At 59.4% G+C, this 24,110-nt stretch carries 17 protein-coding genes and 13 pseudogenes; 13 read left to right on the top strand and 17 right to left on the bottom strand.

Annotated elements, in window-relative coordinates:
• Positions 1–257 precede the first annotated feature (257 nt).
• Positions 258–1,164 (top strand): annotated as a pseudogene (locus tag ACVIGB_RS41900) (IS481 family transposase).
• 275 nt (positions 1,165–1,439) lie between these two features.
• Here the strand turns inward: ACVIGB_RS41900 and ACVIGB_RS41895 are convergent.
• Positions 1,440–2,534, bottom strand: a pseudogene (locus ACVIGB_RS41895) (IS3 family transposase); the annotation flags it as partial.
• A gap of 392 nt (positions 2,535–2,926) precedes the next feature.
• Positions 2,927–4,099 carry a M24 family metallopeptidase gene (locus tag ACVIGB_RS41890; RefSeq protein ID WP_456724932.1) on the bottom strand — a complete coding sequence of 391 codons (1,173 nt, stop codon included), beginning with the start codon at positions 4,097–4,099 and terminating at the stop codon, positions 2,927–2,929.
• 221 nt (positions 4,100–4,320) lie between these two features.
• Between ACVIGB_RS41890 and ACVIGB_RS41885 the strand changes: the two are divergent.
• Positions 4,321–5,415 (top strand): annotated as a pseudogene (locus ACVIGB_RS41885) (IS630 family transposase).
• 176 nt (positions 5,416–5,591) lie between these two features.
• On the opposite strand, the gene ACVIGB_RS41880 reads toward ACVIGB_RS41885, so the two are convergent.
• Entirely contained in the window at positions 5,592–6,248 is a 657-nt protein-coding gene (locus ACVIGB_RS41880) for a class I SAM-dependent methyltransferase (protein WP_456724933.1), read from the bottom strand.
• Between the two features lie 262 nt (positions 6,249–6,510).
• Between ACVIGB_RS41880 and ACVIGB_RS41875 the strand changes: the two are divergent.
• Positions 6,511–6,678, top strand: a pseudogene (locus ACVIGB_RS41875) (IS5/IS1182 family transposase); the annotation flags it as partial.
• 87 nt (positions 6,679–6,765) lie between these two features.
• Complete coding sequence (gene tnpA, locus ACVIGB_RS41870; protein ID WP_456749304.1) at positions 6,766–7,227, top strand: IS66-like element accessory protein TnpA; 462 nt, start codon at positions 6,766–6,768, stop codon at positions 7,225–7,227.
• A gap of 1,157 nt (positions 7,228–8,384) precedes the next feature.
• On the opposite strand, the pseudogene ACVIGB_RS41865 reads toward tnpA, so the two are convergent.
• Together ACVIGB_RS41865 and ACVIGB_RS41860 are read right to left on the bottom strand one after the other, a co-directional pair.
• Positions 8,385–9,590, bottom strand: a pseudogene (locus ACVIGB_RS41865) (IS91 family transposase).
• Positions 9,591–9,601: 11 nt separating this feature from the next.
• Positions 9,602–9,975 (bottom strand): annotated as a pseudogene (locus ACVIGB_RS41860) (tyrosine-type recombinase/integrase); the annotation flags it as partial.
• Between the two features lie 41 nt (positions 9,976–10,016).
• Between ACVIGB_RS41860 and tnpB the strand changes: the two are divergent.
• Both tnpB and tnpC read left to right on the top strand, forming a co-directional pair.
• Positions 10,017–10,211: an IS66 family insertion sequence element accessory protein TnpB gene (gene tnpB, locus ACVIGB_RS41855; RefSeq protein WP_456749399.1), complete on the top strand. Its 195-nt coding sequence runs from the start codon at positions 10,017–10,019 to the stop codon at positions 10,209–10,211.
• Between the two features lie 74 nt (positions 10,212–10,285).
• A pseudogene (gene tnpC / locus ACVIGB_RS41850) lies at positions 10,286–11,335 on the top strand (IS66 family transposase); the annotation flags it as partial.
• An 88-nt stretch (positions 11,336–11,423) separates the two neighbouring features.
• On the opposite strand, the gene ACVIGB_RS41845 reads toward tnpC, so the two are convergent.
• A complete protein-coding gene (locus ACVIGB_RS41845; protein WP_456724935.1) occupies positions 11,424–12,248 on the bottom strand; it encodes a reverse transcriptase domain-containing protein in 825 nt (274 codons plus the stop codon).
• Positions 12,161–12,577, bottom strand: coding sequence for a hypothetical protein (locus ACVIGB_RS41840; RefSeq protein WP_456724936.1), 417 nt, complete (start codon positions 12,575–12,577; stop codon positions 12,161–12,163). The genes ACVIGB_RS41845 and ACVIGB_RS41840 overlap by 88 nt, the downstream gene beginning before the upstream one ends.
• On the opposite strand from ACVIGB_RS41840, the gene ACVIGB_RS41835 reads away from it, so the two are divergent.
• The 3 genes from ACVIGB_RS41835 to ACVIGB_RS41825 are packed head-to-tail and all read left to right on the top strand — an operon-like array spanning position 12,576 to position 14,944.
• The gene (locus ACVIGB_RS41835) at positions 12,576–12,743 is read left to right on the top strand and encodes a hypothetical protein (protein ID WP_456724937.1); all 168 of its coding nucleotides are present in this window, start codon (positions 12,576–12,578) and stop codon (positions 12,741–12,743) included. The genes ACVIGB_RS41840 and ACVIGB_RS41835 overlap by 2 nt on opposite strands.
• Positions 12,736–14,193 carry a recombinase family protein gene (locus tag ACVIGB_RS41830; protein WP_456724938.1) on the top strand — a complete coding sequence of 486 codons (1,458 nt, stop codon included), beginning with the start codon at positions 12,736–12,738 and terminating at the stop codon, positions 14,191–14,193. The genes ACVIGB_RS41835 and ACVIGB_RS41830 overlap by 8 nt, the downstream gene beginning before the upstream one ends.
• Positions 14,141–14,944: a helix-turn-helix domain-containing protein gene (locus ACVIGB_RS41825; RefSeq protein ID WP_456749421.1), complete on the top strand. Its 804-nt coding sequence runs from the start codon at positions 14,141–14,143 to the stop codon at positions 14,942–14,944. The genes ACVIGB_RS41830 and ACVIGB_RS41825 overlap by 53 nt, the downstream gene beginning before the upstream one ends.
• 11 nt (positions 14,945–14,955) lie before the next feature.
• On the opposite strand, the gene ACVIGB_RS41820 is transcribed toward ACVIGB_RS41825, so the two are convergent.
• Positions 14,956–15,402 (bottom strand): reverse transcriptase domain-containing protein, encoded by a 447-nt coding sequence (locus ACVIGB_RS41820; protein WP_456749303.1) that lies wholly within the window; start codon positions 15,400–15,402, stop codon positions 14,956–14,958.
• Between the two features lie 681 nt (positions 15,403–16,083).
• Between ACVIGB_RS41820 and ACVIGB_RS41815 the strand changes: the two are divergent.
• A pseudogene (locus ACVIGB_RS41815) lies at positions 16,084–16,470 on the top strand (IS66 family transposase); the annotation flags it as partial.
• A gap of 28 nt (positions 16,471–16,498) precedes the next feature.
• Here ACVIGB_RS41815 and ACVIGB_RS41810 read toward each other — a convergent pair.
• The 4 genes from ACVIGB_RS41810 to ACVIGB_RS41795 form a co-directional block, all read right to left on the bottom strand.
• Positions 16,499–16,663, bottom strand: coding sequence for a hypothetical protein (locus ACVIGB_RS41810; RefSeq protein ID WP_456725307.1), 165 nt, complete (start codon positions 16,661–16,663; stop codon positions 16,499–16,501).
• Positions 16,664–16,937: 274 nt separating this feature from the next.
• On the bottom strand, positions 16,938–18,005 hold the full coding sequence (locus tag ACVIGB_RS41805) for a recombinase family protein (protein ID WP_456724941.1): 1,068 nt from the start codon (positions 18,003–18,005) through the stop codon (positions 16,938–16,940).
• On the bottom strand, positions 17,980–18,411 hold the full coding sequence (locus tag ACVIGB_RS41800) for a recombinase family protein (protein WP_456725308.1): 432 nt from the start codon (positions 18,409–18,411) through the stop codon (positions 17,980–17,982). Before ACVIGB_RS41800 ends, ACVIGB_RS41805 begins: the two co-directional genes overlap by 26 nt.
• A gap of 271 nt (positions 18,412–18,682) precedes the next feature.
• Entirely contained in the window at positions 18,683–19,009 is a 327-nt protein-coding gene (locus ACVIGB_RS41795) for a DUF5372 family protein (protein ID WP_456724942.1), read from the bottom strand.
• Positions 19,010–19,044: 35 nt separating this feature from the next.
• Here ACVIGB_RS41795 and ACVIGB_RS41790 point away from each other — a divergent pair.
• Together ACVIGB_RS41790 and ACVIGB_RS41785 are read left to right on the top strand one after the other, a co-directional pair.
• A pseudogene (locus ACVIGB_RS41790) lies at positions 19,045–19,215 on the top strand (transposase domain-containing protein); the annotation flags it as partial.
• 391 nt (positions 19,216–19,606) lie between these two features.
• A pseudogene (locus tag ACVIGB_RS41785) lies at positions 19,607–19,974 on the top strand (IS481 family transposase); the annotation flags it as partial.
• On the opposite strand, the gene ACVIGB_RS41780 reads toward ACVIGB_RS41785, so the two are convergent.
• On the bottom strand, positions 19,927–20,838 hold the full coding sequence (locus ACVIGB_RS41780) for a TauD/TfdA dioxygenase family protein (RefSeq protein ID WP_456724943.1): 912 nt from the start codon (positions 20,836–20,838) through the stop codon (positions 19,927–19,929). The pseudogene ACVIGB_RS41785 and the gene ACVIGB_RS41780 sit on opposite strands and share 48 nt — an antisense overlap.
• Before the next feature lie 494 nt (positions 20,839–21,332).
• Positions 21,333–21,619 (bottom strand): annotated as a pseudogene (locus ACVIGB_RS41775) (transposase zinc-binding domain-containing protein); the annotation flags it as partial.
• Positions 21,620–22,386: 767 nt separating this feature from the next.
• Between ACVIGB_RS41775 and ACVIGB_RS41770 the strand changes: the two are divergent.
• Positions 22,387–22,848, top strand: a pseudogene (locus ACVIGB_RS41770) (integrase core domain-containing protein); the annotation flags it as partial.
• 407 nt (positions 22,849–23,255) lie between these two features.
• Here the strand turns inward: ACVIGB_RS41770 and ACVIGB_RS41765 are convergent.
• The 3 genes and pseudogenes from ACVIGB_RS41765 to ACVIGB_RS41755 all read right to left on the bottom strand — a co-directional run.
• Positions 23,256–23,573 (bottom strand): UPF0149 family protein, encoded by a 318-nt coding sequence (locus ACVIGB_RS41765; protein ID WP_456724944.1) that lies wholly within the window; start codon positions 23,571–23,573, stop codon positions 23,256–23,258.
• Between the two features lie 50 nt (positions 23,574–23,623).
• A complete protein-coding gene (locus ACVIGB_RS41760; protein ID WP_456724945.1) occupies positions 23,624–23,836 on the bottom strand; it encodes a transposase domain-containing protein in 213 nt (70 codons plus the stop codon).
• Positions 23,837–23,883: 47 nt separating this feature from the next.
• A pseudogene (locus ACVIGB_RS41755) lies at positions 23,884–24,030 on the bottom strand (IS66 family transposase); the annotation flags it as partial.
• Positions 24,031–24,110: the final 80 nt, after the last annotated feature.

Here is a 24,110-nt window from a genome sequence, read left to right as displayed (position 1 = left end):
TCTTCAGCCGCAAGATTGTCGGTTGGGCGATGCGCCAACCGGTACGCTTGACATCGGACTTTCATGAAGTCTTGGCGGAGACTGTACGCGCTATGACCAGCCAGTTACCGTTTGTTTTTGGCTCTGCCGACTGTTCGGATCCGGTTCCTAGAAACGCTGCCGAAAGACGCTCCTCATCAGAACGGCTCGTCTCCGCCCCTACTCGTTCGCAACTGTTTTTCAGAAATTCCATTCTGGCGAGGCTTTCCCCTCTAGATATTTCAGCGACGGGCTGCGCCACCACGACGGAGGCTGTCCGTCGAGCAATACAAAATAGTCAAGAGAGCCTGAGAGGCCTCGCCAAGCGCTCGGGATCAACCAGAAGACTGTCGCGAAGTGGAAGCAACGCGAGACCGTCGCTGATCGTTCGACTGGCCCTAAGGAGGATCATCGTCACTTTCCGGCGGCATACGCTGCTGCCGCTCGACGATTGCTTCTATGCGCTGCAGCCGACCATCCCGCATCTGACGCCGGTCGTCCCTGCATCGCGGCCTCCAGCGCCATGGCATCAGCCGATTGCCGGAGGCTGAGGGCAATCGGCCTGCGAAGAAGAAGTTCAAGGCTTATCGGATCGGCTATTTCCATATCGATATCGCTGAGCTCCAGACCGCTGAAGGCAAGCTCTACCTCTATGTTGCCATCGATCGCACCAGCAAGTTCGCCTTCGTGCAACTGGTCAAGAAGACCGAAGGACCTCAGCCTCGGCTTTCCTCGAAGCTCTGATCGCAGCCGTCCCCTACAAAATCCACACAGTGCTCACCGACAATGGGATCCAGTTCACCTTCCCGCCGCGCTACGCCGGCGGTCCGACGGCAAGATACGTGACGCACGACATGCGATGCCAGGAAAAACATCGGCTGACCAAGATCAAGCATCCCTGGACCAACGGCCAGGTCGAGCGCATGAACCGCACGATCAAGGAAGCTATCGTCCAACGCTACCATTACGATCGACTCGATCAGCTCGAAGCTCACCTTGCCGACTTCATCACCGCCTACAATTATGCTCGGCGGCTGAAGACCCTGAAGGGCCTCACACCCTACGAATAAATCTGCAAATGCTGGACTTTCCAGCCAGAACGATTCAAACTCAACCCGCCAGCAAATGCCGGGACTAAACACCTAGTCCAGTTTCAAATGCAAGGCAATCGTTCGAAGATGGGAGGTTAGCATGCGTCAGGTGAAGTGGACCCTATGCTGAGGACCACTGGGTCCGGTTTCTTAAGTGGAACTGCTGCCGTTCGTTCTTCAATAACTTTACGCTACTCTTGCTTGCTGCTGTTGTGGCTGTGGGGATGTGGGCAACGCGCAGCGTTGTCCAAGCTTCTCGCTTGCGAGAAGCGTCATATCCACAGCCTCTTCGCCGAATGCGCCGGTGACACCGGCCCGCCAGACCGCCATCGGCGCGCGGTTTTCCAGCGCCTGATGAGGGCGCTGAAAATTGTAAAACTCGATCCATCGGGCGATTCCGGCTTTGGCCTCGTGGCCATCCGAATAACCCTTGAGATAGATGTCCTCGTATTTGAGAGAGCGCCACAGCCGCTCGATGAACATGTTGTCCATCCAGCGCCCGCGACCGTCCATCGAGATCCTGACGCCGGTGGCGGCCAGCGTGCTGGTGAAGGCGGCGCTGGTGAACTGGCTGCCCTGGTCGGTATTGAAGATCTCAGGCCGGCCGAAGCGTGCCAAGGCCTCTTCGAGCGCAGACACGCAGAACGATGTGTCCATCGTGTTCGACAGGCGCCAGGCCAGCACCGCACGGCTCGCCCAATCGATGATCGCCACCAGATACAGAAAGCCATGGCCGATCGGCACATAAGTGATATCGGCCGCCCACACTTGATTCGGCCGATCGATGACCATATGGCGCAAGAGATACGGGGAAGATCTTGTGTCCCGGCGCCGGCTTTGTGGTTCTGGGCTTTGGTCCCAGCGCCGCGATGCCCATCTTGCGCATCAACCGCTGCACGCGCTTGCGATTGATGCGACACCCTTCGCCATTGAGCATCGCCACCATTCGCCGCGAGCCCAGGAACGGCCAGGCCGTGAACAGCTGGTCGATCCGCCGCATCAGCTCAACGTCGTTGTCATTGGCCGGCCGCAGCGGCCGATATATGCTCGATCGCGCAACGCTCAGCAGTTGGCATTGCCGGCGGATCGATAGACTCTCATGATCGCGCTGAAGCAATCCTCGGCGATCCGGCGCGCTCATCTTCCGGACCTCCTGGCTAAGAAATCTCGCTCGACCGTCAATTGTCCGATCTTGGCGTGGAGCTTCTCGACCTCCAGTTCGTGAGCCGCCTCGCCATCCCGACCAGCGCCCGCGTCGAACGCCCGAACCGCTTGATCCTGAAGCTGCTTCTTCCACGCATAAATCTGGTTCACATGCACCTGGTAGCGCTGCGCCAGATCCGTCACCGTTGATTGTTCCCGCAGCGCCTCCAAGGCAATCTTCGCCTTCAGCGCCGCATCGATTTTCCGTCTCGTCTTCTTCATGGTCCGCTCCGTTTACCAAAACGGAACGACATCCGCACCACCTAAGCCGCTGGTCCAAAATCCGGGGTCCACTTCAGCGTCAGGATTCATCTTGTTTTCGGCCGTGCTTAGGCGTGCGACCCGGCGGATTAGTCGATGGCGCAGAAATCATCTTAAAAACGCCGCCCCAGCAACCCTACAACGTGACCCTCACCAAGTTTGCTGTTCGTACCACCAGGTTAGCTAGGCCGACCTCGCGATGCTACGTTGAATGATTATGATGATAGTTTACTTAACGACAGTACGACGACACGTTTGGCTCCGCACACCCGCATTCTTCGCAGCCAGGATTTGATCTCAACGGTCCAATCCATGCCGAGGAACTCGCCGTTTTAAACGGCTTGTTCGTACCGTTACGACATCTCGAAAAGGTCACGACCTAACTTTGTGAACGGCTCTCCACAAGTGTCGGTGACGCGAAACGTCTCGCTGATCACGTAGCCGAACTCCTCGTCTATCCAGTTGCCGAGCATCAAGTGGAACGTCATGTTCGGCTGAAGTATAGTCGTATCTCCCTCCTTTAGACTGGCTGTTGGTTCGGTCCAATCGATTCCAACTGCATAACCACAGCGCGATTCCTTCACGAAACCGTGCTTCTTGAGCGTGGTGTTGAAGGCGACGGCAACGTCGCTACAAGTTGCCCCGGTCTTAGCAGACGCTAACGCGGCTTCTAACCCGGCCACCTCCCCCTCGTGCAACCGACGCAAGCGCTCTGATGGCTTACCGATCGACATCGTGCGCATCAGAGGAGACGTATAGCCGTGACGCACGCCACTGAATTCGAGATTGATCTGTGAACCTGGTTGAAAGACATCCTCAGTCCAACGAATGTGGCATGTAGATATTCTCGGCGTCGCACAGAGGTAAAAGCTTGCGGTATCCGTACCTGGCTTACCGTTAGCGCCGCGGATCAAGGTTGCGAGGATTTCGGCGGCCGCATCAGCTTCTCTGACGCCCGGCCGGATCACTTCTCTTGCCCGCAACATGCCCGCATCGGTAATGGCGGCTGCTTCGCGCATCAAAGCAATTTCGAGATCGGACTTTACGCCGCGGATCCACGTTACAGCGTTGGTACAGTCGAGAAGCTCTGCTTTCGGTAAGCGCGCCTCGAATTTGCCAATGTTATCCCTTGTAAGATACTTTGCTTCCAAACCGATCCTCTTGTGGTTTAGACCTTTGTCCAAAACAAAATCTATAATGGCGTCAAAGCCGTCTTTTTCGGGGTTTGCGATCAGAGCTTCTGGATAGCCAATCACACGACTGCGATCGATGAACATTTGATGAAGTGCTGCGGGTCCGTCCATCCGACGCGTGATGAAGGTGGGCTCCTCATCTCCTATCGAGACCACCAATCCTTGGGGCACATACCCAGACTTAGCGGTGTATCCCGAGAGATATGTAATGTTGGCTGGAGTCGTAACCACCAGAGCATCAACTTCGCGTCGCTTCATCTCCGCCTTAACTGCGGCCAGCCTCCGCAAATACTCGCTGCGCGGGAATACTTGAGTTGCGTTGGGCAGTACCATTCGCTGAACTCCTTCCATAGGTGATGGGTTCGCTTGGGTCAAGCCTCGGGAGACAATCCGCAAGGTTGTTCTGCATACGGTGGTGAATAGACCCTGATGGTCTTAAATATGGACAGAAGGCGCCTCCATGCAGGATGCAAATGAAAGAGCGCCCTAGTGTCCTGTCCCGCAAATAAATGGCATTAATTCTGCATGGTTTTCGCGGTTTCATGGAGATGGCGATGACGATAGGCAGACCGAAGGTAGAGCTTGTGTTGTCGGATCAGGAGCGTTCGCAGCTTCAAGCGTTTGCGCGTAGCCGCTCGCTGCCCGCGGCGCTCAGCAGTCGTGCGCGCATCATATTGAGTAGCGCAGATGGTGAGCCCAACAATGCGATCGCGCAGCGGATGCAACTGAGCAATGCTACAGCCGGGAAGTGGCGATCGCGCTTCATCAGAGGGCGCCTGGCCAACCTGTACGACGATGTTCGCCCAGGCGCGCCGCGAACGATCGATGACGAACGCGTAGCTCAGCTGATTGGAACGACGCTGTACACCAAGCCGTTTGATGGTTCCACACATTGGAGCGTTCGCTCCGCGGCTGCCGAAACTGGCATTTCCAAGACCAGCGTACAGCGCTATTTCCGGACGTTCGGCTTGCAACCGCATCGCTCTGAAGGCATCAAGCTGTCCAACGATCCATTCTTCATCGAGAAGTTGCGCGACGTCGTCGGGCTGTAACTGAGCCCGCCCGACAATGCTTTGGTGATCTGCGTGGATGAGAAGAGTCAATGTCAAGCTCTGGAGCGTACGCAGCCAATGCTGCCGATGGGCTTCGGTTACGTCGAAGGGATTACTCACGACTACAAGCGCCACGGGACCACCACGTTGTTGTTCGCAGCGCTGAATGTGATTGATGGGACGGTACTCGCCAGATGCAAGCCGCGTCATCGGCATCAGGAATTCCTGTCGTTCCTGCGCGAGATTGATAAAGCGGTTTCCACGGGACTGGATATCCACTGTATCATCGACAATTACGCTCCCCACAATCAGCCGAAGATCAGGGCCTGGCTCGCGATCAGACCTCGTTGGCACATGCACTTCATTCCGACCTACAGTTCCTGGCTTAACCAAATAGAGCGCTTCTTTGCATTGATCACCGACAAGGCGATCCGCCGCGGATCCTTCTCCAGCGTTAAGCAACTCGTCCGGAAAATCGATCACTTCGTCTCGGCATACAACGCCAACTGCCAGCCCTTCCGCTGGACTGCTACGGCAGACGCAATCCCTGAGAAGCTGCATCGACTTTGCTCACGAATTACCGGGACAGGACACTAGAACTCCTCAATGCCCCGTCTGCGCCGATTACCCCATGATTGGTGCGAATGCGCTCCGACGCATTCTTCAAGCTCTGGCGTGAATACACCTTGTCCGCCAGAACTTCGAGAACAAAGATGATACGGTAGTCTCCAAAGGTATTAGCGCCGCAAACGGCGAACAACCAGAAGCCGGGATTACGATATCTTTCGCAAAATCCATTTCGGTGTTTCTACGGCGAGCGGAAGACTATGCTGTGCCGAGAACTCTCCGACGGCGCGAATGACTCCTGAAAAGCGCTCTTCGTAGTCATCACCAATCATATACCCACCCATTTCAAGGATATTCCAGTACTCCTCGATATCTCGCCGAACCTCGTCATATTGATGCTCAGCGTCTATATGTATGACATTAGCAGTGATTCTAAGATTTTTGAGAATCAACGCAGCGGCAACTGACGTTTGAGGTAGTGGAATTACGTAGTCTTGTAGACCAGCGTTGCAGACATTTGACATGAACGTCTGAAAGACGTTCGGCATTGCATTACTACGCTCTAGCAGTGGCGGCTCTGTGCGTCCCCAATACTTGGCAGAACCCAAGAATGTGTCGACGGCGATAACACAGCCATCAAGTCCAGTTTCCCTAATAGCTTGAGCCATCGTGATGGTCGATTGCCCCTTCCAAACTCCAACATCAATGGCAGTCTTTTCGCCGTTGGAACGAGCCAAGCGCTGCAAAGAGGGATGATCTCCGTTCCATCCTTCTACGTCGTCGGTCGTCCTAAGCGGTATGAACCCCTCCCATATGTTGCGACCATATAGTGCTTCCATGAGCAACTGTTGAGATTTAGACATGCGCACTGTCCTCCTCGGTTTGATGATAAAAAGGTGATGGGCTAGACATGATGGCCATTGTCGCCTTCATCCCGTAGCGCGGTGCACGATTTGGGCCAAGTATTAACTAGAGAAATCGCTCGCGGTTTTGCCGCCGATTGTCACGTTCGCACACAGCTTGGTGTTTCCAGACATCGGGCGCGTTCGTTTTCGAACAGCAGCACGCGGTACGCCCCGATTCAATTTTCGCGTTGCCGCAAGCATGCCCCGTGCGTCGGGCGCGAACCGCAATGATTTAGCGGTTTTGGGCGGGGTCCGCCAAGCGACGGGCAGCGCCGAACGGGAGGTCGCGCTTGCCATGATCGATGCGCGCGGGTGCACGAAACGGATCACACTAGGGGCCGACAAGGCCTATGACGTCACGAAGTTCGTGCACGACCTCAGAGATAGATTGTAACCGGCATGAGGCCTCCACCTCGTCATCGCACGGTTCGCTTGGGATATAGCCTGGCATGAGGTGAAGGGTGGAGGTGACGCGATGGCAAATGCCATGCTTGATGCCAGGCAGGAAGGTGACTCTTATCGTCGCATCGAGGTGATCACTGGGGAACGCCGGCGGCGCCGGTGGACGAGGGAGGAGAAGACCCGGATCGCGGCGGAGAGCTTTGAGGAGGGTGCGAACATCTCCGAGGTGGCGCGGCGCAACGGCGTTTCGCGCGGACTGCTCACGGTGTGGCGACGCCAGGTTGCGGGGGCGGTAGCCGGCCAAGCCCAGAACTTCGTGCCGATCCAAATTGGTGCCGAGAGCGATGGCGGGAGAGCTGGCGAGTCCGAGTGTATTTCGCCGGTACAGATGAAGCCCTTGGAGATTGCCGCGTCGCCGGCCAAGGTCTGTGCAGTGGTCGAGATCGAGATGAACGGGGCGCGCATCCGGGTCGAGCCGGGCGTGGAGCTGGCGACGCTTGCGACGGTGCTGGCGGCGCTTCGAGGGATCGGGTGATTGCGCTACGGTCAGACCTCAAAGTGGTGCTGGCGGCCCAGCCGGTCGACTTTCGGAAGTCGGTGCACACGCTGTCAGCGCTGGTGAGCGAAGCACTGCGCGCGAACCCGTATTTATGTGTCGGACGAGATTATGTGGCGGAGGCGCCCTAACGCCAGCCAGGGCCGGCCACGGCTGGATTCCTCCGCCACATAATTTTGTGCCCCTCGTGCGGACGCGGGATCCCCCTGCGCCGTAACGCCGGAGGGGCACAATGCTCGAGTTCTATTTTTCGTACCGCGGGGTGCTTAAGCGCCTTCGTGACGGGGCGCTCGGCGCCGAGATGGATCGCATCGCGGGGCACTTTTTCTCGCTCGGTTGCAAGCAAGCATCCGCTAAGCTTTATCTGAGCCGGATCGCGCGGTTCGGCCGTTTTGCTGCAGCACATTGCGGTTCTCGGCCGATCGGCGAAGCTATCGTCGATAGCTATCTATGCACATTCACCACGGACTCACCGCGGATTGCGGCAGTGTCTGCGCTCCAACACGCGCGACGGGTGGCGCCCGAACGGTTCATTGCTTCGACGCCCATTGTAGTCGATGATCCGGACGCTCCGCTTTTGCGCTCCTTTTTTGACTATCTGAGCAGGGTACGAGGCCTTGACTCGAGAAGGCGGGCGTCTCAGGCGACCGCAGCGCGCGCTTCCGGCCGAACGACACCATCCTGCAGCTGCTGGCCAGCATCTGATTATTATGTGGCGGAGGAACCCTGGGAGGCCGGACCTGGCTGGCGTTAGGGCGCCTCCGCCACATAATCTCGTCCGACACATAATAGAGAGCGTTTTTAGATTGGCGGCGCGGTACCGAAACTTCAAAGTGCGCAGCTGCGAGTGCGCCGGTAATCTAAAAACGTGTTGGACGAAGCCGCCTAGCGCGCAGCTGCCGCTATGGACATTGGAAGCTGCTTCCCGGTGGACAGCGCCGTCGCCGCGGCTTCGGAGACATGCTGGATGCGGTCTTGGTGGCGAAACATTCTAATCGAGATATGGTCTCCCGGACGAAAGGACCGGCGACGCCAGCGCCTGGAGGGCTCGATGTCGGAGGCGTGACAATAGGACGCCTGCTGTCTGCCTTGGCAGACGGAAAGCACGATGATCAATGAGTTGAAAAGCCCGACCGTCATGAAGTGTCCATAAGAGGTGGGTCTTGTGACGCAACGGGCGCGAGCACCTCGATGCACACCATCTGCCCTTGACGGCAAAAGGGACATTCTCGCAGGGAAACTCCGGTCAGCTCCTCGACCTTGTCACGATAATCGCGCCCCTTCCCTCGGTTTTAGCGGCGTATCGGACTGCTGCATTCCGAGCAGTTCGCGGCAGCGGGCGAGCTTTTGCTTGCGGTAGCGGTTGCCCATGAAACCGTAGTAGCGGATGCGCTGAAATCCCTCGGGTAAGACATGGACGAGGAAACGTCGGATGAACTCCCCGGCGTCGAGCGTCATCACCTTTTGCCGGTTCTCGTTGCGATAGTCCTTCCACCGGAAGCGTACCTTGCCATCCTCGATATCGACGATCCGGTTGTTGGTGATTGCCACCCGGTGTGTGTAGCGTCCGACATATTCCAGAACCTGCTCAGCGCCCGCGAAGGTGGCTTGGCATAGACCACCCAGTTGACCTGGCGGGCGGGATTCAGATAGCGCCGGAATGCGACGGGATCGTGCAGCCGTTCCAATGACGAAAAGAATCGCAACTCACCGGCATCGAAGGCCCTTTGCAGGCCTTCGAGAAACAATCGCCGGAAGAGTCGGGAGAGCACGGCGACTGGTAGGAAGAAACCGGGACGACACGCGATCCAGCGGCTGCCGTCAGGCGACAGCCCGCCGCCGGGCACGACGCAGTGGAGATGGGGATGATGGTTGAGATTCTGACCCCATGTGTGAAGCACCGCGAAAAACCCGATCTCCGCGCCGAGATGTCGCCGATCGGCAGCAATGGTGCGTAAAGTCTCGGCGGCTGCGTGGAACAGGATCTTGTAGACCGTGCTGGCATTCTGGAAGGCAATCGCGGCGATCTCGTCGGGAACGGTGAAGACGACATGGAAGTACTGCGTATCGAGAAGCTCTTCCCGCCGAGCCTCGATCCATTCCGCTCGGGCGAGCCACTGGCACTTGGGGCAACTGCGGGAACGGCAGCTGTTGTACGCGATCCGTCGTTCACCACAGCGGTCGCACTGTTCGACGTGCCCTCCGAGCGCCGACGTTCGGCAGCGCTCGATGGCAGTCATCGCTGCGCGTCGTTCGGTCGATAGCGAGGCCCAGTGCTGCTCTCGCCAGGCAGCACCGTAGCGACGGAATATATCCGCGACCTCCGGACCTGAGCGGCCCATGAGGCTGGCCGTCAGAAATGTTCGGGCGTTGGCGGCGAGGAAGCCTTGAGGATCGGACGCGGCAGCAGTTCAAGCGGGCTCGTCGCTGCGCAAACCTTGTTGGTGGCGATCCGAAGATACTGAGCGGTCGTTGACAGGCTGCGATGGCCGAGCATGAGCTGGATGGTGCGGAGATCGGTTCCGGCTTCGAGCAGGTGCACCGCAAATGCATGCCGCAGCGAATGCAGCGTCACCGGCTTGGAGAGTTTCGACACCCGATGTGCCTTGCGGCAGGTGGCATCCACGGCGCTTGTCGATATCGGTTCTCCAGTAACGGCGCCGGGAAACATCCATCCCCGGTGGGTCGCACAGCGGGCCAATAGTCCGTCAGCACCTTAACCGTTCGACGGTGCGCTTTATGTCTTCCGGGCCAAAAGAGCCGATAGAATAAAGATCGTATGGTGGGATGGGTCCGGCGTGTGCCTCTATTTAAAGCGTCTTGAAAAGGCGAAGTTCTGCTGGCCGCGGATCGGGCATCATCGGGTGCAGCTTAACCCCGCGCAGTTGATGGCACTGGTGGATGGGATGGACTGGAAGCGGGTCCGGACCGTGGCGGTCAAGCCGCCGGAGATTGTTGGGTAAAAGAGCTGCGGCGAAGTGAATCAGTGAGCTGAAAGGGCAAGAGAAACGGGGCAAAATGTGCTCTGGTCGGGCCAATGACGCCGCCCGATCTCAACCTCCCGAATGACGTAGAGATGTTGAAAGCCATGGTGCTTGCCATGGCTGAGAAGGCGGCCCGCGCCGATGCTCTGGAGAGCGAAGTCACCGATCTCAGGGTGCGCAACGCCGACGCCGATGCGCGCATCGAGCGGCTGACGCAGATCCTGAAGGCCTTCGACCGCGCCCGGTTCGGCCGACGATCGGAAAAGCTCGGCTCTGCGAACGGTGACGATGAACAGCAGGCCTTTGTCTTCGAGGAGATCGAGACCGGCATCGCTGCAATCAAGGCCCAGGTCAGCAAGGGCCGTGAGCAAGCGGATGGCAAGCGTGCACCGCGTCGGCGCAAGGGCTTTGCGCCCCATCTGGAACGGATCGAAACCGTCATTGAGCCGGAAGACCTTGCTGAGCATGCCGGCAAGCAGAAGGTGCTGATCGGCGAGGACGTGTCTGAGCGCCTGGATGTGGTGCCAGCAAAGTTCCGTGTGATCGTCACGCGCCGTCCCAAGTATGCCTTCAAGAACGCGGACGGCGTAATCCAGGCGCCGGCTCCGGCCCATATCGTTGAAGGAGGCATTCCGACGGAAGCGCTTCTGGCCCAGATCGCCGTCTCCAAATATGCCGATGGCCAGCCGCTCTATCGGCAGGAGGCCATCTACGCCCGCGACAAGGTCGAGCTCGACCGCCAGTTGATGGCGCAATGGATGGGCAAGCTCGGCTTCGAGCTGGAGATCGTGGCCGACTACATCTTCAGCGAGGTCAAGAAGGCCGAACGGGTCTTTGCCGACGAAACCACTTTGCCGACGCTCGCTCTGGGCTCCGGATCGACCAAGACGGCCTACTTATGGGCCTATGCTCGAGATGACCGAACCTTTGGCCGCAACGGTCCGCCGATGGTGGCTTATCGCTTCGAAGACAGCCGCGCCGGCGAATGCGCGGTCCGGCACCTCAATGGTTATCGCGGCATCCTGCAGGTGGGTGGTTATGCCGCCTATAACAAGCTCGCGCGATCCGATCGCGGCAATGATGACATCACATTGGCTGGCTGCCGAGTAGGCGGGGGTGTTGCCATCCCCGCCCCTCACAGGCCCGGACGAGCGGATTACCCGCATCCGGTTCTTCACGCGCAAGCTTCGCTCACGAGACGGCATATTGGTGGACGATCTTGGCTGTTGGCAGTGGGTATCGCGCGAGCATGGCCCGGAAGCGCGTCCACGGCAGATTGCTGTGGCGGCCACGCCGTGCGAGCCATTTCCTCCATGACCGCGTGACTTGGTGGTGGTACCATCTGATGCGTCGGCCGTTTCCGGAGATGCCGTAGTAGGCGCAGTGCCCCCGGATTACCCGTGACAGATGGGCGTGCTGCTCCCTGAACGAACAGTGCAGGTTTTGCCGACACCATTCCATCACAGAAGCCAGCGCGCGTGCGTAACGGTCTTTTGCCGTTATCTGACGGACGACATTCTTGCCTTGCCTCGACAGACCCCACACGTGGGTGAAGCCAAGGAAGTTGAACGTGGTTCCCGCCGTCGCAGGATGACGTCCGCCTGGGCGTTTGAACCGGAAGTCTACGAAGCGAGTCTTGGCCGGATGGAGTTGAAGCCCATACCGATCAAGCCGCTTTGCCAACACGTTCAGCAATCGCTTGCCGGACAGGTGGTCCTCAAAGGCAATCACCGCATCATCAGCGTATCGAACCAGTTGGCACCGCCCCTTGAGCCGCGGTCGCGCCACCTGCTCGAACCATTCGTCCAGCACATAACGCAGGTAGATGTTTGCAAGCAGTGGCGAGATCACGCCGCCTTGGGCCGTTCCACCAGTCGTGCGGCGCAGGATGCCCTTTTCGAGTACCCCCGCCTTCAGCCATTTATCAATCATCTTCCGGACGACACCGTCCGTGACTCGCTGGTCGAGGAATCGGCGCAAGTGTGCGTGGTCGATGGTGTCGAAGGAAGCGGCCACAGACTGCCCATCGCCATGATATTCCGGCTTCGGTGACGATCACCCGCACGCGTCACGCCTTTGAAGGTCAGGCGTTGGCCGTGATCGACGCCATTCGGCGGCGCGGCATCCACTATCTCCTCACAGTTCTGCCGGATGGCAGTCGGTCGTTGGTTCCGGCGAGCTGAACCGATTGGAAGGTTGAGCCGTTTGGAGGCACGCCGCCGATCGATGCCGATGACGTTGTCCACGATGTCGGCAGGCTCGGTGATTTGCTCCACTTGCGCAAGCTCGTCGACGCTCTTTGCATCCGGGGTGCCGAGTCGGCGCCGTGCAAGGAGAGCCGCCATGCAATTGAACCTGGAGTTTTTCGATCAGCCCGCTGTTCCACCAAGCGCGCCAGTCGCCTGGGAGCAAATCGACGAAGCCGCCCGCATGGCGGCAATCGAGATTCTGGCGCGTCTCATCTCACGCCTGCTTCAGAACGGCCCGTCGAAGGAGGCAAGCGATGAATGAGCGCGCCAAGATTACGTCAAGTCATCTGTCTCGACAGGCCGTCGTGTATTTGCGCCAATCCAGCGCCGCACAGGTTGAGCGCAACCGCGAATCGACCGAGCGGCAATATGCGCTTGTCGGCAAGGCGCGCGACCTCGGCTGGCCCGATGACCGCATCACCGTTATCGACGAGGAGCTTGGCCTCTCCGGTTCGGGCGCGGTGGCGCGTTCGGGCTTTGCCCGCCTCACCGCGGAAGTGGCGCTCGCGCGCGTCGGTCTGATGCTCGGTCTCGAAGTCTCGCGGCTGGCGCGCAGTAACGCCGAATGGTATCGCCTGATTGATCTGGCCGGATTTACCGACACGCTGATCGGCGATGCCGATGGCATTTATCATCCGGCCGTGTTCAATGATCGCCTTTTGCTGGGGCTCAAAGGCACAATGAGCGAGGCCGAACTGCACGTGCTGCGGGCTCGCCTCAACGGCGGAATCCGCAACAAGGCGGCGCCCGGCGAACTGCGCCGCGGTCTGCCGGTCGGCTTCGTCTGGGGCGACGCTGATGGCGAGGTTCGCTTCCATCCCGATGAGGCTGTCGTTGCCGCCATTCGCAATGTTTTTGCGCGCTTTGCCGAGATGGGATCGGCGCGTCGCGTTTGGCTCTGGTTTCGTTCCGAGGGGCTCACGTTCCCGCTGCAGCTGCACGCCCGTGCCGAGATCCGCTGGGTCGAGGCAAGCTACACCGCCATCCACCAGGTCTTGACCAATCCCGTCTATGCCGGCGCCTATGTCTATGGCAAAACGCGCCAAGAGACGATTCTCGATGTCACTGGCGCGCGCAAGAAGCGGATTCGATTCTTGCCGCGTTCCCAATGGCAGGTCCTCATCCCCGAGCATCATCCAGGCTTCATCGATTGGCAGACCTATGAAGCAAATCAGCAACGTCTTGCCGCGAACACGCGACCTCAGCCGCACAAGGGCGGCGGCGCCGTGAGAGAGGGCGGCGCCCTCCTGCAAGGTCTTGCCAGCTGCGGCCATTGCGGCCGCCGCCTGCATACCCACTATCGCGGACGCAATTCTTCGCCGGGCTATCACTGTGCTGGCAAAGTGCTGGTGGAGAACCGAGGCGTCTATTGCCTCCATATCGGCGGCGTTCAAATCGACGGCGCCGTAACCCAGGCGTTCATCGCCGCCTTAGAACCCGCAACGCTCACCGCGACACTCACCGCCGCGGAACGGCTTGAAGCGGATCGCGAGGCGGCGCTCAAACAATGGCGACTTGCCGTGGAACGCGCCAGCTACGAAGCCCAGCGCGCAGAACGCCGCTATCGCGCCGTCGATCCCGACAACCGCCTCGTCGCGCGCGGTCTCGAGCGAGAGTGGGAAGCATCCTTGAAGGCGCTGGAGGCCGCAAAGTCCGACCTTGCGCGTCGCGAGGCCGCTCGCCCCCATACGATCACCCAACAGAGAGCGTGACCGCCTGCTCACACTGGGCCCCGATCTCGTCTCCGTCTGGAACGCAAGCACGACGACGCCGCGCGACCGCAAAGAGTTGCTGCGGACGCTCCTCGACGAGGTCATCATCAAAGTCGAACGCAATGCCTTTGTCGCCCATTTGACGCTGCGTTGGAAGGGCGGCGCGCTGACCGAGATCGATCTCGCCCTGCCCCGATCGCGGCCAGCGACGATCCGCACCGACGAAGATACAGTTGCACTCCTGCGACGACTGGCAATGCATTATCCCGATGCCGTGATCGCCGGCATCCTCAACCGGCAGGGCCGCACAACGGCCTACGGCCACCGCTTCGACCGCAACCGCGTCGGTAATTTACGCCGGCATTGGAAGATCCCGAGCTTCCCAGACAAGCCGCAAGCCGCCGGCGATCTTCTGACCATCAAGCAAGCCGCCGTCGCGCTTGGTGTCGCTCCCTCGACGATCCACCGTTTACTCAATGACGGCATCATCGCCGGCGAGCAGCTCACGCCTTGCGCTCCCTGGCGCATTCGGCTGACCGACGAACTCGAGGCCCGCTTCAACGGCAAAACGTCCGACGACTTTCTGCCGATGCGCGAGGCCATGCGGGCGCTCGGGGTGTCGCGCCAAACCGTATTGCAGCGTGTCAAGCGCGGCGAACTCGAAGCCGTGCACGTTGTGCGCGGGAAGCAAAAAGGACTCCGCATCAAGGTTTTAGCCCCTCAATCCAGCCTTTTTGACCAAACCGCATGAACCAGGGGGTATTATGAAGCCACGTCCAAGTATTTCGAGATATCGACGTCCACCACCCAGCGCAGCCCTTGCTCCATGAACCCATTACGCAGGGCGTGTAGGGCATCATGGGCCGATCGTCCCGGTCGAAAGCCATACGAGCACGACAAGAAGTCGGTCTCGTAGATCGGCTCTAGCAGCAGGAGAATCGCCCGCTGTGCCACCTTGTCTTCCAGTGTCGGAATGCCGAGTGGCCGTTCGGTGCCATCCGCCTTGGGGATGTAGTGCCGTCGCACCGGCGGCGCGATGTAACGGCCGGATTTGATGCGCGCCAGGAGATCATCGAGATTGGCCTCCAGGTTCGTTTCATAGTCCGTCGCCATCATGCCGTCGATGCCGGGCGCGCCATCCTTGCGCGTCAGGCGATAGGCCTCGAGCATCCATTCACGGTCGATCAGGTGATGCAGCGAGGTCAGCACCCGCTTGGGATTCTTCCTCGCCAGATCGGCTATCCATTGTCGTTTCGTGGACAGGTTCGTGGGACTCAGCGTTCCCTCCCGTGTTTCTCGTCAATGGGTCTTAACGCGTGGCGGCTCCCTTCCCTCCAGTGGGTCCCGGTGAGCCCAGTTCCCCGCCTTCCTCGGTACTACGAAGCCGCTACGACTTCCCGCCGCGCGCGTCCGTCGGCTTATGTCTTCACCTCGGGATTCCACATGTCTTGGTGTTTCGTGTTCGCGTGCGCGCTCCCGATGCTCGCCAAGTCGGTCATCAGGCCTGGAGCGTTGTTGTGGCCGGTGCTCCGTGCCGGCTTTCCATGTGGGCACAAACGGGACCTCTCAGGTTTCCTGGTGGCCCATCCCGTACCTTTGCCCTGCTCTGAGACCCCGGCCGAACCGGTAAGCCTGACCATAGCGGCTTTCCCAGTGCTGCCCCCGGATCCAACACGGCGAAGGCTTCAGCACGACCATGATTTCGAGGCTGCCACAGGGCTTCAGTACCCGCTGTCTACGCTTCACGAATGACGTTGCCGTCACCCATGCAAGACTCGCTTCCGGCTGGCGGGCTCCGCCTTTGCCGCGAGGGCGTCGAACCCTCTGGGTCACGTTGAAAGGTTTCAGGTCACATTCTTCCTCCTTTCCAGGACTTATCCTGACGCAAGCTGGTCACACTGCAGACGCAAGTTCTACGAGCTGCATGTTGCGGGGAGCTCAGAAGTGGCAACGGCGACGGTCGAGCGGATGGCAAGGCTCTCGCAGGTCGAGAAAACCGTGCGCGGTCAAAGCCCCGACGCTCGCGTTGCCGCGCGCCAGCAAACCTCCGCGGCGATCGTCGCAGATCTCTTCGATCTCTGGCAGCAGACCTTGCGGCGGATCTTCGGCAAATCAAAATTGGCCGAGGCGATCCGCTATGCCGTCTCGCGCCGTGCCATCTTCGAACGCTTCCTGACCGATGGACGTATCGAGCTCGACTCCAACATCGTCGAACGCGCCATCCGGCCACAAACAATCACGAGAAAGAATAGCCTCTTCGCCGGCAGCGACGTTGGCGCGACATACTGCTCATCTGGTGATGCCCTTACAAAGGAAGGAGATTTTGCTGCGGATCTCGAGATATCGGGCGACGTGATCGTCTGGCATCGGCTTCGCGACACACAGCGTCCCGCTGCAGGTCAGCGAGCTGGATAATCCAGGGCGCGCCGCCGCACAGTTGCCGGGCCGGAAGGGTGCCACTGCGGACCATCCGAAAGGCTGTCGTGCGACTTACCTTCAGAAGGTCGGCGGCTTCATCCAATGTCACTTCGGCGCGCTCGGCTCGTTCACCTTCGCGGTAGACAGGAATGCCGTTGGTGTTCCGGAGACTGCAGACGCTGGATCGTGTCCAACTCGCACCATGTGCAGTCAGCTTGCCAGACCGATTGAGGATCGCAGCGATTGCCGTGTCCGATAATTGCCTCGCCAATGCTCGAACAAGATCGAGGACATCGGCTTCTACCGTCCAGCGGGTCTGTCCGATCTTATTCTTTTTTGACCGTCAACTGGGTATGATCGCCGCCTTGCCAGTGGATGATGAGCGCCAATGTATCGCCCACGACATCGACGATGATCTCTTTGACAAGCAGCCTGATGATCTTCTTGCGTGTCTCGATGAATGCCCCAGGACGGTTCCACGCCTTGGTCAAATCCTTGCCGAGAGTCATTAGCCTCGCGCGATCCGCGGCGGAAAGCGCCGGAGCATGCTGCCTCTGTTTGAGGGTCTCAAGCTGCGCCTCCACGTCGCGCAGTTGAACCAGCCTTTCGTTCCAGCGCCGCTCCAACTCACTGGCAACCAGCCGATTATCAGGATCGACGGCGTCGTATTGCCGCCGTGCTCGGACGGCTTCGTATTGAGCATGCTGGATTGCGTTCTCAATATGCCGGCGCTTGTCGCAATGATGCACGCTCTGGGCTTCCATCGCGGCCAGCGCCGCTTCAATCCCAAGGGGCTGCAGTCGATCCAGCACCTCCTGGGCGATGACGCGATCGACCCGCATGCCGCCGAAGCCGATACAGTTGTCGGCCGCTTTGGTGCCGAACGCTCCGCGACAGGCGTATCGCTGTGTGGTACCGCCTTTGGCAGTGTAGTGGATGTGCAGGCGTCGGCCACAGCGCGCGCAACGGAACAATCCCGGCAGCAAGGCTTCGCCACGTCTTATAGAGCCGCGCCCCATATAGCTCTTCCCATTGGCGTTGTCGGCGATCAGGTGTTGATTCATCTCGAACTCAGTCCAGGCAATGTAGCCCTCATGATGGTCGTGGATCAAAACCTCCCAATCCTTCCAATTGCGCCGGAGCGTGTCGCGCATGATCCGCTTGCGGCCATCCTTGATCGTCACACGTGTCCCCCGTCGACCGTAGGCGTAAGAGCCGGCGTAAACCGGATTCGTCAGCATGTGGTATAGCGTGTGATAAACGGGTGCCTTCCATTCGACCGGGCGTTTGCCGCGACCTTGCACGATCGCTGGAACGAGAACGTTCTCCTGCCTGAGCCAAAGCAGCACCTGCCGGATTGACTGGAGCTCAGCGAATTTGCGGAAGACGAGCAAGATGCCGATCCTGGACGCGCCGATCAGGATCCTTCTCGATACGGCTGTCATCCGTCTTCACGTAGCCGACGGCGACGGTCAAATGGAGTTCGCCTCGTCGCGCCTTTTGGCGCATGGCTTCAAGGGACCGTTGCCGGAAGATCGACAACTCCATCTCACTCATGGTGCCCTTCATACCAAGCAATAGCCGGTCATTGGGTGAGCGTGGATCATAGATGGCTTCCTCATCGACAATCAGTGTGCCGACCAGGCCGCAGAACTCCAGCAAAGTGTGCCAATCCCGGCCGTTCCGGGCAAGGCGTGATGCCTCGAGCGATACCACGGCGCCAAGCCGCTCTTCAAATTGCGGCCAGCAGCTTCTCGAAGCCCGGTCGGACCGTTCCGCCACCGGATCGGCCGAGATCATAATCGACAAGCTGGACGTCCTCCCGGCCGAGCTGCCGCGCGCGTTCGACCAAGCCATACTGGCGTCGCTGGCTCTCAAGATTGTTGACGACCTGATACACTGTCGATCGGCGGACCTACACGAAAGCGGCGCGAGCCAGGTGTGCAGGCGTGACCTTACTCATTGCCGGCTTCCTTTTTGCTGCTGGCCTGAGGTTCGTTGGCCGGCTTCGTCGCCGCTTCCGTCAGCAATGCTCGCAGAAGCGCCAGCGCCCTTTGGCGTTCGGCGCCTCTCATGTCGCCGGGTTAGGGGAAGGAACAGATCCATTTGCGTACGACACCGCCTTCTCATCGCCGAATCCTCCGGGGCTTACTTCCTCCGGACGACAGGCTACGGTCTGATCAATCAGACTACGAAGTTCGAGAAGTTGGCTGACGGGAAGGCGCGGAACCGCTACAATCTCCGTCGAACATGCCGCCGGATCAAACATCCAGCCCGGCACCTGGAAGGAGCCGCCCTGCGGTTGCCGAATCAAGAAATAATGAACACCGTCGTGCTCATGATCGCCGGTCACCACGACCGTTCGGCCAGTCAGCGGGTGGTATGGATAGGCGATCACTGCTTCGAATGTCAGAAACCCGGCATTATGGCCCCGGCTCGGACGGCGGGGGACGAACTTGGGCGACCATCGCGACACTGCTGCAGACGGCGACGATGAACAACGTCGATCCGTTCGCCTGGCTCGCCGTAACACTTCAGCGTATCGCCAACGGTTGGCCGAGCAGCGAACTCGACGCGCTTATGCCATGGAACCACACCGCCTGACGGCCCCAGCTTGCCGCTTACGGCCGATCGCTCACCAACTCCGCCAGACGGGGTCTCCTAGCCGCTTAGCGATGGTCTAGCGTAAGTCGTTGTTATTATAGGTTCCGTTGGCCAGCACGCCTCGGTCTTGAAGCCCTCGGGCACGGTCTTTGCGCTCGGGTTGATCGGCGTCGTTATCCAGAAGTTGGGTCGCAAAACTGTGCCACAGCGTTATCCACCGTCGCGTGCTTGCTTAGGCTGGCTGCAGAGCGAGCTGAGCAGTAGGCGGCAGTAGCTGGTGGGTTCAAGCGGCCCCGCCATCCCCAGCAAGAAACAGCCAGCGCGTTGGTCGGGTCAACCGCCAATAGGCGCGCAGAATCCTCAGACACTGTGGTGGGAACATGACGAGACGAGATACGTGACGCATGTGTTCAACGTGCGACGTCAGGAACACACAATCGAACATCGACTGACAGAGACAAGCATCCCTGGACCCACGGTGAGGTCGAGCGCACAAACCGCACAATCAAGAAAGCGATCCCGCAATGCTACCACTACGATCGACACATCAGCTCGAAGCTCCCCTGGCCGACTTCATCATGGCCTACACCTACGCTCGGCAGTTGACGACCCTGAGTTGCCTCACACCCCTACGAATATATCTGCAAATGCTGGACTTCCCAGCCAGAGCGTTTCAAACACAACCCGCTCCGGAAAATCCCGGGACTGCTCCTAGACGGCACTCGCAGCCAGTTTCTTAATCTCCTTGATACGCGCTAGGCTGCACCGACCATCGATGCTGACGGGCACCTCACCCTCGATCACCGCGCGGCGGACGACGCGGCGCTCCTCGCCGTAATCATCAGCTGCATAATGCATCGTGGCGCGGTTGTCCCATATGGCAACGTCACCCTGCCTCCAGTTCCAGCGCACCGTGTTTTCCGGTTTAGTGATATGAGACTCAAATAGATCAAACAGTCGCCGGCCATCATGTTCAGGGACATCAACAAAACGTTTCGCATAAGCGCCTAGCACCATTGTGCGCTCGCCGGTCTTCGGATGAACACGCACGAGGGGATGCTCAGTCTCGAATCTCGCTATAGTACGAGCTTCGTCATTACGATTACTATCGGCTTCGGTAGGGCGAGCAACTACTACGCAGCTGTGAACGGCCCAGAGGTGGTCGGCAAGCCGTTGCAGCGGCAACGGCAAGTCGAGATATGCGGCCGCAGTGTTCGACCACACCGTGTCGCCGCCGACCGGTGGGATCACTACTCCTCGCAGCACCGAAATTTTGGGATAGGCATCCAAGCAGGACCAATCGATGTGCCAGAAGTCAGCGCGGAAGATTCTGCGTGCGGAGTCAAGGTCAAGGGTCCACATCGTTCCCTTGGTAGAAAGCAACTCCGGATGTAGTGCTCCAAAGCGACGAGCAAAGCGCTCCTGCTCCGCGTCGTCTAGGTGGCCCTGATCGCGGAAGAAGATGACCTTGTGCTCAAGCAGAAGGCCGTTGATTGCGGTGATAGTCTTTTCCGGCAAGTCACCCGACAATTTGATGCCCCCGATTTCAGCACCAACGCGCGCCGTCAGTTTGACAACATCGGCACGCGGAATGACATTGTCGCTCATGACCATTTCACTCATAGTCGCATTCTCCATGTTGCTATATTCTTTCGCCAAGCAAGGCTGTTCAGCTGCCACATCCAAGTCCACTCATGGCATTTGACCGATCGGTCCAATCGATTATCGATATCTTGAGCGTCTTACTGAATGTCGCTCGGATGATTGACCCAAAAGCTATCTGCTCAGAATAGAAATGCGATCACGTGGAATGAGAGCAGTTGCCCAAGGTGGGTCCGGTGCCAAACATCGCATCAACATTTTCGTTCCATCACCATTTTACCTCATGTCATCAGCTTTATCTCATCTCCTGTCTTATCTCATCTCCTGTTGGTTGGCGGCCAGTGTTACATCTTCCCACTGCGATCGCACCTATCTCTCCTGGTGGGTTCATCAGATCGAAATCGGCGCGAGGTCAAGATTGGAAAATAGTCGTCGCGCCGGTCTAATAAGACGGTGTCGCACTGGCATTGGGATGCATTCGACTTCGGATGCAGGGACGGAAGACGCAATCTCTCCGGAGGCAAGGTGAAGACGACGTGGAAGTACGACACGGGAACGAGCTCGGCTTGTCGCTCGGCGAGCCACTGCGCACGCGCCGAGTCCTGGCACTCGGTCGATGTCGATTGCGACAGGAGTTGCAGCCGATGCGCGTAGCACCGCAGTCGTCGCTCCGCTCGACATGGCCACCGAGCACCGCCGTCCGGCGTGCCGTGATGGCGCCCTTCACGTGCCTTTCGGCGCGCTTGACGTGACCGACATGCGCCGGTCGAAGGGCTTCGCCCCGGCGGCGGAATACATCCACTCCCTTCCAAGAGCGCCCCCATGACGTGCCGAATCACCTGGGCGGAACGATCTCCGGTCGCGGGCGATCATGCGGACTCGGGTGCTGGCTGATCGTTTTGGTGACGACCTGAACGTAGCGCGACCGCGCTCGACAGGCCGGCGTACCAAGCAATACCTGGAGGACGCGGACATCGGCGTCGTTATCCAGAAGATCGGTCGCAGCTGAACGGCAGGCGTCGACGTGCAGCGCGATAGGCTCAAGCAGCGCCGCGCCATCGCGAGCTGGAAACAGCCAGAGCGTTGGTCGGGTCAACCGCCAATAGGCATGCAGGATCCTCAGAAGCTGGGGTGGGAGCATGTCGCAACGATCCCTACCGCCTTTTACCCTGCTTGCCCTGGATCACCATCCCCTGGCTGTCGATATCCGTGATCTTGAGAAACATCACTTCCGATACCCGTTAGACCGTCGTCAATACAACCCGGCTCTTCAGGTTCGGAAAATCGCCTCCAGAGCGCTCGCCACCTCGTCAGCACTCAGCACGACCGCCATCCGGGATCGGGCTCCCGCCTCATGTCCTACAAAAACCTCAAGGGACAGACAGTCGGGCTAAGCGCAAGCCTTGAGACCTCCGACGCACTAGATGTTTGATCCCAGGCCTTGATGGAGCATCCTTGTCCTCCGAATCAAAGGATGCGCTATTGTTCCATCACTGACAGACGATTCACAATCGGCGCGAACCTGCAAGTCTGCTGCACGAGAAGGCCACGACCGCCATCTCAAGAGACTTCCTGCCGCGGCTGATCTCGGCCGTCCCTTACATGGTCCACACCGTGCTCACAGACAATGGCATTCAGTTCACCACGCCCGGCGCCGGAGGGACGGTCGTTCCACTGATCAAGGGGGTAATCGCCAATGGTGAGCCATTCCGTGCTCACGCCTTCGAACTCGCCTGGGCCAGAAACGACATCGAGCACCGGACGACTAAGTCCAAGCATCCATGGGCCAACGGCCAAGTCGAGAGGATGAACCGGACCATCAAGGATGCCACCGTCAAACGCTTCTACTACGAGCACCACGACCAGCTCCGCCAGCACCTCACCGACTTCATCACTGCCCACAACTTCGGTCGCAGGCTCAAAACCCTCAAGGGTCTCCCCCCCTATGAGTTTATTTGCAAAGCCTGGTCTGCTCGACCCGAACGATTCTCTGTCAATCCGCTCCACCAAATGCCGGGACTAAACACCTAGCTAAACCCGGAATGCGCGGACATCCTCCGCGCCTAAAATGGTCGGGAGATCGACCGTAACCGGTATGAGCTCCCACGTCTGCAGGCATCAGCGCGCGCGAGCGTAGCGGGTCGGCATCCAGTACTGGCGCATGGCCTCGACGACGTCCGGAATGTCGGTATGGGCGTTACGCAGGAATTCCTCGGTCTCGCGGCCTGGCCTTGGCGGTCCAAGCAGTGGATGCCCTTGATTGTCGACGCAATGCAATCACTCCGACAATGTACCAACCCGTCATCCGCATACCGACACCACCTGAGATCGGGGAACGTCCGCGCGATGGCGAGTAGCGGACAGATCCAGTCGGGCGCACTCATTGACACCGGCCCGGCCACAATCGCGGCGCAGGATGGGCAGGAGCAAGCCGTGGTTTATGTTCGGATGTCGAGCAGCGAGGCCCAGGCCGATAGTCTCAGCCGCATGGCGGCATGGAATCCCTGGCACCACGGCCGCGCATCAACGTCGCCATCCGGCTTGCGGCGATGGATCGGCGCGAACCGATGTGGCGCGGTGGAAAGAACGTTACTGATGTCGTTGTGGCGCAGCGCGACGGCCGAAATCGCAGCGAATTCCGGCGTGCCGCCGTGGTTGAAGCGTCGACATAGCCGTCGAGCATGGGAAGACTCGTGGCGACGGGATGCTGCTTGGCGCGAGCCTGCAGCCCAGGCTCCAGGCTCGTCGAGCGGCATCGCGGCTGCCGCCATCGATGATGAAGATGATGATGAGCGGCGGCGCCGGCTCATGCAGCCACCCGTGCGCTGAGCTCGCGGGCCGCCTTCCAGTTCCAGGGGAGAAGTTCGTGCAACTGGTGGCTCCTGGTCTGACCGGAGACGATGCGCTCCAGCACATCGACCAGATAGGCCTGCGGATCGAGTTCGTGGAGCTTTGCCGTATTGACCAGCGACCCAAGAATTGCCCAGCTCTCAGCGCCGCCCTCGCTGCCGCTGAACAATGAGTCCGCCGTCCCATCGCAATCGGGCGCATTGAACGCTCGACGGTGCTGCTGTCGACCTCGACGCGGCCGTCGCGGAGAAACAGCGTCAGTCCGTCCCAGTGATTGAGCGTATAGTTGATGGCCTCCGCCAGCTTCGACTGGGAGAACAGTTGGTCGAGCATCGAGGTCAGTCGCGCCTTCAGCACCTCCATCAGCGGTGCGGTCCTGGTGCGGCGGGCGGCCAGCGCTGTTCGGCGCTCAAACCGCGGATCTCGGCCTCGATGGCATAGAC

The organism is Bradyrhizobium sp. USDA 4341 (genome assembly GCF_054063755.1).
This window is presented reverse-complemented; position numbering and strand designations above follow the sequence as displayed.